9 protein-coding genes are annotated in these 11,675 nt (G+C 52.7%); 6 read left to right on the top strand and 3 right to left on the bottom strand.

Features of this window, described 5'->3' with window-relative positions; all coding sequences use genetic code 11:
- Window positions 1-29 precede the first annotated feature (29 nt).
- The 3 genes from ACQUQM_RS13435 (at window position 30) to ACQUQM_RS13425 (ending at window position 3,035) form a co-directional block, all read left to right on the top strand.
- On the top strand, window positions 30-1,643 hold the full coding sequence (locus ACQUQM_RS13435; protein ID WP_432470406.1) for a FadD3 family acyl-CoA ligase: 1,614 nt from the start codon (window positions 30-32) through the stop codon (window positions 1,641-1,643).
- A gap of 320 nt (window positions 1,644-1,963) precedes the next feature.
- Entirely contained in the window at window positions 1,964-2,539 is a 576-nt protein-coding gene (locus ACQUQM_RS13430; RefSeq protein WP_432470405.1) for a YdeI/OmpD-associated family protein, read from the top strand.
- 79 nt (window positions 2,540-2,618) lie between these two features.
- Entirely contained in the window at window positions 2,619-3,035 is a 417-nt protein-coding gene (locus ACQUQM_RS13425; RefSeq protein ID WP_432470404.1) for a VOC family protein, read from the top strand.
- A gap of 906 nt (window positions 3,036-3,941) precedes the next feature.
- Here ACQUQM_RS13425 and ACQUQM_RS13420 read toward each other — a convergent pair.
- The 3 genes from ACQUQM_RS13420 to ACQUQM_RS13410 all read right to left on the bottom strand — a co-directional run bounded on the left by ACQUQM_RS13420 (window position 3,942) and on the right by ACQUQM_RS13410 (window position 8,057).
- Window positions 3,942-4,397, bottom strand: coding sequence for a nuclear transport factor 2 family protein (locus ACQUQM_RS13420; protein WP_432470403.1), 456 nt, complete (start codon window positions 4,395-4,397; stop codon window positions 3,942-3,944).
- 244 nt (window positions 4,398-4,641) lie between these two features.
- Window positions 4,642-7,059 carry an efflux RND transporter permease subunit gene (locus ACQUQM_RS13415; protein ID WP_432470402.1) on the bottom strand — a complete coding sequence of 806 codons (2,418 nt, stop codon included), beginning with the start codon at window positions 7,057-7,059 and terminating at the stop codon, window positions 4,642-4,644.
- Window positions 7,059-8,057 (bottom strand): WD40/YVTN/BNR-like repeat-containing protein, encoded by a 999-nt coding sequence (locus ACQUQM_RS13410; protein WP_432470401.1) that lies wholly within the window; start codon window positions 8,055-8,057, stop codon window positions 7,059-7,061. Before ACQUQM_RS13410 ends, ACQUQM_RS13415 begins: the two co-directional genes overlap by 1 nt.
- 370 nt (window positions 8,058-8,427) lie before the next feature.
- Here ACQUQM_RS13410 and ACQUQM_RS13405 point away from each other — a divergent pair, with 370 nt between their 5' ends.
- The 3 genes from ACQUQM_RS13405 to ACQUQM_RS13395 all read left to right on the top strand — a co-directional run bounded on the left by ACQUQM_RS13405 (window position 8,428) and on the right by ACQUQM_RS13395 (window position 11,674).
- Window positions 8,428-9,651, top strand: a complete 1,224-nt coding sequence (locus ACQUQM_RS13405; protein ID WP_432470400.1) for an acyl-CoA dehydrogenase family protein — start codon at window positions 8,428-8,430, stop codon at window positions 9,649-9,651.
- A 19-nt stretch (window positions 9,652-9,670) separates the two neighbouring features.
- Window positions 9,671-10,711 (top strand): 2Fe-2S iron-sulfur cluster-binding protein, encoded by a 1,041-nt coding sequence (locus ACQUQM_RS13400; RefSeq protein WP_432470399.1) that lies wholly within the window; start codon window positions 9,671-9,673, stop codon window positions 10,709-10,711.
- A gap of 192 nt (window positions 10,712-10,903) precedes the next feature.
- Window positions 10,904-11,674, top strand: coding sequence for an SDR family NAD(P)-dependent oxidoreductase (locus ACQUQM_RS13395; protein WP_432470398.1), 771 nt, complete (start codon window positions 10,904-10,906; stop codon window positions 11,672-11,674).
- Window position 11,675 lies beyond the last annotated feature (1 nt).

Raw genomic sequence — 11,675 nt, 5'->3', positions numbered from 1 at the left:
TGAGTCCAGCGCACTGAAGAGTATCTGAGATGACTAAACAGGAAATGATCAAACAGCAAACGGCCATTCAGGCCCGCTCAATTCCCGATCTGGTATTTCGGGCTGCGAAGCTGCATGCCGGTATTACGGCTATCGAAGATAACGGTGAGTGTATTGATTATGCCGATCTGCCAGCCAGGGCGCTGCAGGTCAGCCGTGCATTGATGCATCAAGGCATAGAACCGGGTGACCGGGTTGCCATCTGGGCACCCAATGAGTCGCGTTGGGTACTGGCGGCACTGGGTTTACAGATGGCCGGTGCGGTGATGGTGCCGATCAATACCCGAATGAAAGCACAGGAAGCCGCCGATGTACTTGAGCGCAGTGGTGCCCGGGTAATCTTCATGGTGGGGGATTTTCTCGACGTCGATTATCCGGCAATGCTGGCGCAAGAGTGCCCTGCATCAATAGAGCTGCAGGTACTGCTGACGCCACGCAGTGGCGCGCCGCTGGACGACACCCTGGACTGGGATGAGTTCCTGCTGCAGGCCGATGGCGTGAGTGAAGCCAGCGCCCGGCAGCGGGCTGAAGCGATTGGCCCGGACGATCTGTCGGACCTGATGTTTACTTCGGGTACTACCGGTAAACCGAAAGGGGTGATGAGCGCACACGGGGCTTGTCTGCAGGCCTTTACCGAGTTTGTCAGGGTTCTGGGGCTGGTGCCGGGAGACCGTTATCTGGTGGTCAATCCGTTCTTCCATGCCTTTGGTTACAAGGCGGGCTGGGTAACCTGTCTGTTGGCTGGCGCGACTATTCTGCCGCAATCAGTATTTGATGCCGAAGAGGTATTTGCCCGTATCGAACAGGACAAGATCAGTGTCTTGCCGGGACCGCCGACCCTCTACCTGTCGCTGCTGGCGCATCCGGGTCTGGCCGATGCCGATCTTAGCAGCCTGCGGGTTGCCGTGACCGGTGCCGCGACAATACCACCGGTGCTGATCGAGCGTATGCGCAATGAGCTGGGCTTTGACGTGGTTACCACGGCCTATGGCCTGACCGAGTGCGGTGGCCTGGCCACCATCTGCAATCCGGCAGATGATGCCACCACAATCGCCACCACCAGTGGCAGTGCAATTTCCGGTACTGAAGTAACGATTCAATCAGCAGACGGTGAAGTTTTAGCGGCGGGTGAATCCGGTGAGATCTGCCTTCGCGGCTTTCACGTAATGCAGGGCTATTTCCAGAATGAAGCCGCAACCGCAGAGACAATCGACGCTAAAGGCTGGATGCATACCGGCGATATCGGCAACCTCGATGCGCGGGGTAATCTGCAGATCACCGGTCGCCTGAAAGATATGTTTATCGTTGGCGGGTTTAACTGTTATCCGGCGGAGATCGAGGCGGCACTGGCAGAACATCCTGCCATAGCGCAGTCTGCTGTGATCGGCGTACCCGATGATCGGATGGGGGAGGTCGGTTGCGCCTATGTAGTATGCCGCCCAGGCCAGGATCTCGGGGAAGCAGAGCTGATCAGATGGTCACGCCAGTGCATGGCTAACTACAAAGTACCGCGTTTCGTACGTTTTATTTCGGAGCTGCCGGTCAATGCATCGAATAAAGTAGTGAAGGCCGATCTGGTCGAGCTGTTTAAGTGTTCAGCATAATTAAAACAGCCCTTTAAATTAAAAACCGCCCTGGTATCGCCAGTGGCGGTTTTTGTTTTTAAGCTGCTGCTGAAAGCGCGATAAATCTGTGGATAAGGCGCTGGAAAAATATGAATGGCTATACAGTCTATTAGGATAACCTGATCAATATGGCACGCTTTATTCCAGACACCGCAATAATCCGGCAGGGTTTGTCACTGGCATAACTCAAAATAATCGGGCAATATCAGATAGATACCTCCCCTCCTTACCGCAAAACCTGCGGCAGTAAAACGCGCACGCCCACAATTAAACTATTATGCCGAAGAGAATCTAGTTTTATGCCTGAACCCGATCCAACGAGAATCATGACCTTTGCATCGCCGAAAGATCTCGGCCGGTGGCTTAAGGTGAATCACGCCATCGAAAGTGAACTGTGGATAAAGATTTTCAAGAAACAGACTGGGATTCCGAGCGTGACTTGGGACGATGTCGTGATTGAGTCGCTGTGCTGGGGCTGGATCGATGGCGTCAAGAAGTCAATCGATGACCAAGCCTATCTCCAGCGGGTCACTCCAAGAAAAGCGCGAAGCAACTGGTCAAAAAGGAACAGAGAGCATGTGGAGCGTTTGATAAACGAGGGCCGGATGACGGAGTCAGGACTCGTGCACGTTCATGCCGCCAAAGCAGACGGCCGGTGGGAGAACGCCTATGCGGCAAGTGAAATGAAAGTGCCGACGGATTTCCTGGCAGCACTAGATAGCAAGCCGAAGGCGAAACAATTTTTTGAAACGCTCACTAAATCGAGTCATTATGTCATCGCGCATGGATTGACAAGTGCGAAGAAACCCGAAACCAGACAGAGACGATTTGCAAAATTCATAGACATGCTTGTCAGCGAAGAAAAGCCGACTTAGTCTTCAAAAAAGAAGAAAAAAAACGAAATGACGAAAAAGGCTATGCAGCGGCGTTGTGCAGCACAAGCAGGGAGTATGCATGAAACCTAGAATCAGCATGATTACTTTGGGTGTCAAAAATCTGGAAAAATCCGTTAGATTCTATAAAGAAGGATTAGGATTCCCTCAAATGGAGTCACCTCCTGAAGTTGCATTTTTTACCCTTAATGGAAGCTGGTTAGGTCTATACGATCGGGAAGCTCTCGCAGAAGACGCATCAGTTGTGCCGGATGGCAGTGGATTTAGTGGATTCGCTCTTGCACATAATGTGTCGTCGGAAACCGAAGTGGATCAAATAATGGAACAAGCTATCTCTGCCGGCGCAACGCTTTCAAAAGCAGCACGCAAAGCGTCCTGGGGCGGCTATTCAGGGTATTTTAAAGACCCGGATGGCCATCTGTGGGAGGTGGCATATAATCCATTTTTCTGGGTTGGACCTGAAGACGAAAATGCATAACAGGGCGCTCAACTTCAGCCCTGCTTCGCAGGTCTTGGAATGCTACTACTGCGCGGCGCCAGAACCGTAGATACCATCTCCCAAACCAGCTGCAACTCTCTTAAATCAGTGATTTTGGGTTACGCTGCGCTAACCCAACCTACAAAGCTTTCAATTAACTTTTGTTCTCGGGTAGGTTGGTCTGAGTGAAACGAAGCCCAACACTATTTTAAGTCAGTGATGTTGCGCCTTAGAGATGGGATGTTGGGTTACGCTGCGCTAACCCAACCTACAAAGGTTTTAATCAACTTTTGTTCTCGGGTAGGTTGGTTTGAGTGAAACGAAGCCCAACACTATTTTAAGTCAGTGATGTTGCAACTTAGAGATGGGATGTTGGGTTACGCTGCGCTAACCCAACCTACAAAGGTTTTAATCAATTTTTGTTCTCTGGTCGGTTGATCTGAGTGAAGCGAAGTCCAGCACTATTTTAAGTCAGTGATGTTGCACCTTAGAGATGGGATGTTGGGTTACGCTGCGCTAACCCAACCTACAAAGCTTTCAATCAACTTTTGTTCTCGGGTAGGTTGGTCTGAGTGAAACGAAGCCCAACACTATTTTAAGTCAGTGATGTTGCACCTTAGAGATGGGATGTTGGGTTACGCTGCGCTAACCCAACCTACAAAGCTTTCAATCAACTTTTGTTCTCGGGTAGGTTGGTCTGAGTGAAACGAAGCCCAACACTATTTTAAGTCAGTGATGTTGCACCTTAGAGATGGGATGTTGGGTTACGCTGCGCTAACCCAACCTACAAAGCTTCCAATCAACTTTTGTTCTCGGGTAGGTTGGTCTGAGTGAAACGAAGCCCAACACTATCGTCAGTGATGTTGGGCATCACCGATTTCAAACCGACCTATCGTTCAGCCCCACCTACCGTTCAGAATTTCCAAGATCGAATTTCAGGTGTTGAGACAGATCCCCAATCAATTCAGGTATCGGCTGTCGTTGCCGGAACCGCCAATTGCCGTTAACACGTTCAAAAATATCCTTATATGTACCGGCTATGATGGGCTGTAAAGCAAAATTCTCAGCGGCCTGAAACACCGTAAAATAGGAGCGGGTTGTAGCACTGTTTGTGGCTTCGTTAACCTCAATAATAATATTTGAAGTGACATGTTTGGTGCGTGGCGTGCCAGTTTCAGAGTAGATTTTTATAGCGCTGGTTTGCAGTTTGAGAAACTCTTCTGCACCGGCTGCAACGACTTTACCTTCGGCATTGATAAATTCTGCGTGACTGAACAGTTGCGCAAGGCCTTCCAGGTCTCCGGCATCAATGCGTTCTGCATAGGTATATATCAGGTTTTCAATTTCGCGATAGCTGTCCATAGATACTCCTATAAATTTATCTTTTAAAGCGCTTTTCAACCTACCGTTCTATTTTAAGAAGGTTTTATGTTTTTTCGAGCAACGAGCAACGAGCAACGAGCAACGAGCGCCGTAGGTTGGTCTGAGCGGAGCGAAGCCCAACATGACCTTCAACCAGGGCTGTTAGTCTCTGTCTACAGGCCCGCCGGACAAAAAAAAGGAGCTGCAAGCAGCTCCGGAATGAAGGGTGGGGTTGTTCAGTTGATCATCCTATGTGTTCTGCTTTTTCCTGCTCGGGTGATTTAACAGATACATTTTCAGTTTGTTTGCCGGTGGCAGTGACATTCTTCGGTTTTACCCCCAGCCAGCAGGCCATAGCCGGCAGCAGGAAGATAGCGCCCAGTACGTTTACCAGAAACATAAAGGCTAGCAGGATACCCATATCGGCCTGGAACTTGAGGGCCGAGAAGGCCCAGGTGCCGACGCCGATCGACATGGTTACTGCGGTAAACACTGCCGCGGTGCCACGGCTGCGCATCGCTTCGTAGAAAGAGTCGCGCAGCGGATGGCCGAGTTTCAGAGAGTGTTGCAGGCGCTCGTATATGTAGATGCCATAGTCGACACCTACGCCGACACCCAGCGCGATAACCGGCAGGGTGGCAACTTTGAGGCCGATACCCAGCAGCGCCATCAGGGCGTTACACAGGATACAAACCAGTAACAGTGGAACAATAACGCAGAGCACACCGCGCCATGAGCGGAACGTCAGCCAGCACAGCAGCGTAATGGCGCCAAAGATCGAGGCCAGCATTTGCGCTTCAGCTTTTTCAACCGCTTCGTTGGTTGCTGCAGCAACGCCTGAATTACCGCCAAGCATGCGGAAGCTGGCGTCGGTCAGCTGTTCTTTATCGATAAAGCTCTGGATCTCAGAAGCGACATGCTTCAGCGTAGCGTCCTGATGGTCGGTCAGGTAAACCATCATGTTGATGGTCTGACAATTAGCATCATTAAGGCCCTGCTGCGGATTTGCAGCGGTTGCTCCGGCAATCAGTGCCTGCTCTGAGCGTTGCAGGGTACGCCATAGTGGATTGCCTTCGTTGTTACCTGAGACATAAACTTTGGCCAGGCCCGCTACGGTGCTGACCGATTGCACGCCAGCCACGCCGCGCATGTGCAGGTCAAAGCGATCGACCGCATTCATAACCCCCCAATCGAGGCAGGATGCCGCGCGGTTTCTTGTTTCAAGATAGACCGACATGACATCCATACCGATTGAGTAATCGCGGATGATCTGAGCGTTGTCCATGTTATAGCGTGAGTTCTCGCGCAGTTCCGGCACACCGCTGCCGATATCACCGGTCAGCAGGGAGCGGGATTGCCAGGTGCCTGCCGCCAGCAGCAGTACCATAATTGCGATACTGAACAGGGCAGGACGCGGCTCTGCCAGAGCCGAGACGGTCCACCATAGCTGGTGTTTTTTGTCCGTGTCGTCTGGCTTGCGCAGGGCCATCTTTTCCAGTTTCAGGTGCGACAGGATGATCGGCATAAACATCTTATTGGTCATGATCATCAGGGCGACACCGAGACAGGCGGTTACCCCCAGTTCATGCACAATCGGGATGTCAATCAGCATAATAACCATAAAGCCAAGTGCATTTGCCAACAGGGCTACGGTGCCGGGAATTGCCAGCTTGCGGAATGCGCTCTCTGCTGCGTCTTCTGCGCCCATGCCGGCCAATACGTCCTGTTTCCAGGCGTTGGTCATCTGTACCGCATGGGATACGCCGATTGAGAAGATCAGGAAAGGTACCAGTACCGACATCGGATCAATGCCGTAGCCGATCTGTGGCAGTATCCCCAGCAGCCAGATTACCGGCAGCAGGGCGACTGTAATCGCCAGCAGGGTGAGTTTGATCGAACGTGAGTAATGCCACAGCAGTAGCAGGGTGATGGCAAAGGCGATGATGAAGAACAGTATTACCGTGGTCAGGCCCGCCATCACATCGCCCATCACTTTGGCAAAGCCGATGATCTGAATCTCGATGCCGGCGCCGGACAGTTTGCTACGAATACTCTCCAGGTGATCTGCAACGGCTGCGTAGTCGGTCTTCAGGCCTGTTTCAGGGTCAGTTTCCAGCAACTCAGCCTGGACCATGGCGGATTTCAGGTTATTGGCAACCAGGTTACCGACCTGGCCGGATTTAGATACGTTAGAACGCACCTGGGCCAGGCTCTCTTTATCGGCGGTAAAGCGCGATGGGATGACCACATTACCCATGAAACCAAATTCGGTGATTTCGGCGTAGCGCACTTCGGGTGTAAACAGGGAGCGGACGGTAGCCCGGTTGATACCCGGAGTGAAGAACACCTCGTCGGTTGCCTTGCGCAGCCGGCTCATAAATTCAGCGTTGTAGATATCGCCTTCGCCGGTCCATTCCAGGCTGACCATGATCTGGTTACTGCCGGTGAATTTTGAGCCATGCTCAAAAAAAGCCTGCATATAGTCGTGTTTCTGCGGGATCAGCTTATTGAAGCCCGGATCGAATCGGGTCTGCAGGGCTGAGAAGCTGAACATAATAGTCATCAGCAGGAACAGAAAGCCGAATCCCTTGCGCTCACGGATCAGGATGCGGGCGCAGCGGTCTACAACGTTCTGGGTTAGGGTCGGTTGGGTCTGAGACATCATGACGCTCCGGTAGCTGCGCGGGCAGGTAGAATAATTTGATCAGAGTCTTTCTGTTGCAGGCCCTGATCGCTGCTAAGAATGAACTTGCCGGAGGGCAGTTGCTGTATGTCAGTCAGGGACATGCGTCCGCCGCCACCCAGCAGCATCTCGAAACTGTGGCCCTTATCCTGACTGGACAGGATAATGCCACCCTGGCCACCTAACAGCAGTTGGCCATTATCCAGTTGCTCGTGGGTAAACATTGATATTGGCAGGCCGATACCGGTTTGTTTCCAGCTGCTGCCGTTATCGCTGCTGCGGAAGATGTTGCCGCGCATACCGTAAACCAGCCAGTCCTGCTGGCCCAGGTGCAGGCCGCCATAGAGCGAACCATTATAAAATTCAGGGATCTGTTGCCAGGAATCGCCGCCATCTTCGGAGCGGAACAGCGTGCCCGCTTCACCCACTATCATCCATACTTTTCGATCCATTGAGGGGATGAGTGAGTTGAGGTGCCAGTCGGTGCCGCCCGGGGCAGGCATCGGGTTCCAGTTGAGGCCATCATCGTCCGAGATCAGGACTTTGCCGAAAGCGCCGACCGCCATCCAGATACCGGAGGGCAGGCGGGCGATACTCATCAGCGGCTCACTTACCTCGGGGCTGAAGGCAACTTCCTGCCAGTTAAGTCCGCCGTCGGTGGTGCGCAGAATCCAGCCTTCATGGCCGATCGCCAGACCGGTATTTTCATCGGAGAAGGTGAGTTGCGTAATCAGTGCGCTACGCTGCTGGGAAAGCTGTGCAACCTGCCAGCTCTTGCCCTCATCGCCGGAGATCAGGATGTGTCCCTGCTCGCCGGCGGCCAGCAGTCCGGCCGAGGTGCGGCTGATGCTGGTGAGATTCATCTTTTCTACCGGGATGCGTGTTTCTGCCAGCGGGGCGGTATCCCGATGAGAGAACGCGAAAACCCCGGCGGCGGCCACGATCAGCGATATTGCAATGCCTAAAGATGCTCGCATAGCTGGTCTCCTTTTTTATTTTCAGGTTAGCAGTTTTTGTAGTTTAGAAACTGCCTGCCTGCTCTTGGATGTATTGTGAGCTTGGATTCATTATTCGCACGCCCCCGAATTGCAGCATCGTCCAAACGAGTTATATCACATAGTGGAAGATCAGAATGCGTCGGGTAAAGCCAGTGATTTTTCTGCAGGCTCCGGAAAGGCCTGAGGCGTATGGGCCTGTTTGTTCCTGTGTAAGCATAGTTGTGAATAGCATTAGTCCAAATTGACGATGAGTACCTTTTCCAGCTGTGGAAATCTGACCACAGTCCGGGCTTGGTTATCTAGTGACCGGCTTTCAAAACTAAATATAAAAACTGAGGGAGCTCGTGATATGGGCGCGCTGACAGAGAACATGGTTGCAGGCATTGCGACAGAAGATTTTATGACACCGGAAGCTATTACACTGCTGGAAGCGGCCAGAGCGATGGTTCCACGGCTGGCTGATCGGGCGCAAGCCACCGATGAGGCTGGCATCGTACCGCCAGAATCAGTAAAGGAACTTGCTGAAGCCGGTTTGTTTAAAGTGCTGCAGCCAAAGCGCTGGGGTGGCTATGAGCTGGACCCTCGGGTTTTTTATACCATTCAGATGACGCTGGCTGAAGGCTGTATGTCTACCGCCTGGATTTATGGTGTTATCGCTGTACATAACTGGCAGTTGGCGCTGTTCCCGGAGCAGGCGCAGCAGGATATCTGGAGTAAAGATACCGGTACCCTGATCGCTTCGACCTATATGCCGGTCGGTAAGACGGAAGAAGTTGAAGGTGGTTATCGTCTGTCGGGTCGTTGGGGCTTCTCCAGCGGTTCAGAGCATTGCGAGTGGATCTTCCTTGGCGCATTGCTGCCAAAGCAGGATGGTTCTGAAGGGATGGAGCACACTACTTTCCTGCTGCCTAAATCAGATTACCGCATTGAAAAGAACTGGGATGTACATGGTCTGCGCGGTACCGGCAGTCACGATATCGTGGTTGAAGATGCCTTTGTACCGGCGCACCGCACCCAGCGTACCAACAACCATTCTAATGCCGGCTGTCCGGGACGCGAGCTGAATTCGGGCTGGTTGTACCGTATTCCGTTTACCCAGGTATTCCAGCGCGCGGTTTCATCCTCCTGTATCGGTGCAATGGATGGGGCGATTAACGAGTTCCGTACCCGTGCTGCTGCCCATATCGGTAAGCACGGTGCAAAAACTGCGGAAGATCCGAACGCTCAGATGGCGGTTGCTGAAGCAATGGTCGCCAGCGATCAGCTAAAATTAGTACTGTACCGCAACTATGCACGTATCGTTGAGTGTGCCAAAACCGGCGATCAGATGACGGTAGAAGAGCGTTTGCTGCAACGGGCCCAGTCTTCACTGGTGTCTAAGCTGACCGCACAACGGGTGGATGATCTGTTGCGTGCCTGTGCCGCGTCAGGTTTGTATAAGTCTAACCCGATTGAGCGAACTCTGCGGGATATCAATCAGGGTCGTGGTCATATTGCCAATAACGCCGATGCTTATCTGCGGGCTCATGGTTCAGTCATGCTGGGTATGCCTAATACTGATCCGTTCGTATAACCGATAGAGGTAAAAGCCGATGTCTGCTTCCCGTTATCATAGTCTTACCGTGCAGTCGGTGATCGATGAAACCGAAGATGCCCGCTCTCTGGTATTTGAAATTCCGCCGGAGCTGGCGGAAGCATACCGTTATAGTCCGGGTCAGTTTCTGACCCTGCGCCTGCCCTGGCAGGGCAAGCATCTGCTACGTTGTTACTCGATGTCGAGTACTCCGGAGCTGGATTCTTCACCACGGGTGACTATTAAACGGGTGCAGGATGGCCGGGGCTCGAACTGGATCTGCGATAACGTCAAGCCCGGCGATACCCTGGAGGTGATGCAGCCTTCAGGTGTATTTGTGCCGAAATCCTATGATGGCAACTTTGTGCTCTTTGCCGGTGGCAGCGGCGTCACTCCGGTATTTTCGATACTGCGTGCGGTGCTGGAGCATGGTAAGGGTCGGATTCGTCTGATTTATGCCAACCGGGATGAAGCTTCGGTGATCTTCAAAGAATATCTGAAGTCACTGACGGCTAAATATCCCGATCGTCTGGAAGTAATTCACTTGCTGGACTCGGTGCAGGGAATACCTTCCACCGAGCTGTTGGCGCGTCTGGCTGAGCCGCTGGTGCAGGGGCAGGCCTTTATCTGTGGTCCCGGACCGTATATGGATGCTGCTGAAGCCGCGCTTGGCCAGATCGGTATGCCGCGAAAGCGGATTCATGTAGAACGCTTTATCTCATTGCCGGATGAGGAAGCTCGGGATGCTGCTGCGGCAGCGGCCCATGATCAGCCGGCCAGTGTGGATAAAGCCGCTGTGACCATTGAACTCGATGGTCAGGTGCATGAGATTACATGCGATGGCAATGAAACCCTGCTCGAGGCAGCAGAGAAAGCCGGGCTTGAACTGCCTTACTCCTGTCAGGCGGGTATGTGTGCATCCTGCATGTGTGAGGTGACCGAAGGTGAAGTTAAGTTGCTGGTGAATGATGTCCTCGATGAGCGGGATCTTTCGCAATCACTGACACTGACCTGTCAGGCTGTACCGTTAACCGATAAGGTTCGCATCCGGTATACCTGATTTACCTTCCTTCTTTTCTATTCAATAAACCCGTCGCTTGACGGGTTTAGTCTTTTTGGACGATGGCGAAAGCGAGCGTCCCTCTTACTCTGAATCTATAGTGATCTGTTTCGTTCAGGAACCGGTCTTTAGCCAAATTCAATGCAGGCAGGCGCAATTGCTATGCAGAGATCAGCGACAGGAGAAAGCGTTATGCGAGAGAGCTTGCAAGGTAAAGTGGCATTTATTACCGGTGGTGGTAGCGGTATTGGCGCAGCCACAGCAGAGCGTTTTGCCAAAGAGGGGGCGCAGGTTGTGATCTGCGGTCGTCGTGCGGAGCCGCTGGCTGAAGTGGTTGATCGGATTAAGGCGGCGGGTGGCAAAGCCGAGGCGATGGTTGCTGATGTTAGCTGCGAAGCTGAATTTGTGGGTGCGCTTGAAGGAGCCGCAGATCGTTTTGGCCAGCTGGATATTCTGGTTAACAATGCGATGGCCTTTACCTGGGGCAGCATCGAAGAGATGTCTACCGCAGACTGGCATGCCAACTTTACGACCTCTGTTGACGGTACTTTCTGGGGCACCCGTACAGCGATAAAACTGATGAAAGCTAATGGCGGCTCTATTGTTAATCTGGCTTCTATATGCGGCGAACTGGGTACCCCATGGATGTCGGGTTATTCCGCTGCAAAAGCTGCTGTTATTAATTTTTCCCGGGCGGCTGCGGCTGAAGGCGCTGCGGACGGCATCCGGGTCAATGTGGTTATTCCTGCGGTGGTTGAAACACCCGCAACCCAGGGCATGCTGGACGATGAAAACTCCCGTCGCAGCACCGAAAAACTGATTCCTATGGGGCGTGTCGGACAGCCGGATGAGCTGGCCAGCGCGATCCTTTTCCTGGCCAGTAACGAGTCGTCTTATATCACCGGTGCAACATTGCCCGTTGATGGTGGTCGTTCCGCCGTGCTTATTACAGCGATGGACTGAG

It is taken from the genome of Amphritea sp. HPY (assembly GCF_050870985.1).
In the GTDB taxonomy this organism is placed as follows: Bacteria; Pseudomonadota; Gammaproteobacteria; order Pseudomonadales; family Balneatricaceae; genus Amphritea.
The sequence above is the reverse complement of the archived record's forward strand: the minus strand, read 5'-3'. Positions and strand labels throughout refer to the sequence as shown.

Excerpts from the sequence above, each read along its gene's own strand:
- ACQUQM_RS13415 (WP_432470402.1), bottom strand. The coding sequence starts at position 7,059 with ATGTCTCAGACCCAACCGACCCTAACCCAGAACGTTGTAGACCGCTGC.
- ACQUQM_RS13395 (WP_432470398.1), top strand. The coding sequence starts at position 10,904 with ATGCGAGAGAGCTTGCAAGGTAAAGTGGCATTTATTACCGGTGGTGGT.
- ACQUQM_RS13430 (WP_432470405.1), top strand. The coding sequence starts at position 1,964 with ATGCCTGAACCCGATCCAACGAGAATCATGACCTTTGCATCGCCGAAA.
- ACQUQM_RS13405 (WP_432470400.1), top strand. The coding sequence starts at position 8,428 with ATGGGCGCGCTGACAGAGAACATGGTTGCAGGCATTGCGACAGAAGAT.
- ACQUQM_RS13425 (WP_432470404.1), top strand. The coding sequence starts at position 2,619 with ATGAAACCTAGAATCAGCATGATTACTTTGGGTGTCAAAAATCTGGAA.
- ACQUQM_RS13410 (WP_432470401.1), bottom strand. The coding sequence starts at position 8,057 with ATGCGAGCATCTTTAGGCATTGCAATATCGCTGATCGTGGCCGCCGCC.
- ACQUQM_RS13400 (WP_432470399.1), top strand. The coding sequence starts at position 9,671 with ATGTCTGCTTCCCGTTATCATAGTCTTACCGTGCAGTCGGTGATCGAT.
- ACQUQM_RS13435 (WP_432470406.1), top strand. The coding sequence starts at position 30 with ATGACTAAACAGGAAATGATCAAACAGCAAACGGCCATTCAGGCCCGC.
- ACQUQM_RS13420 (WP_432470403.1), bottom strand. The coding sequence starts at position 4,397 with ATGGACAGCTATCGCGAAATTGAAAACCTGATATATACCTATGCAGAA.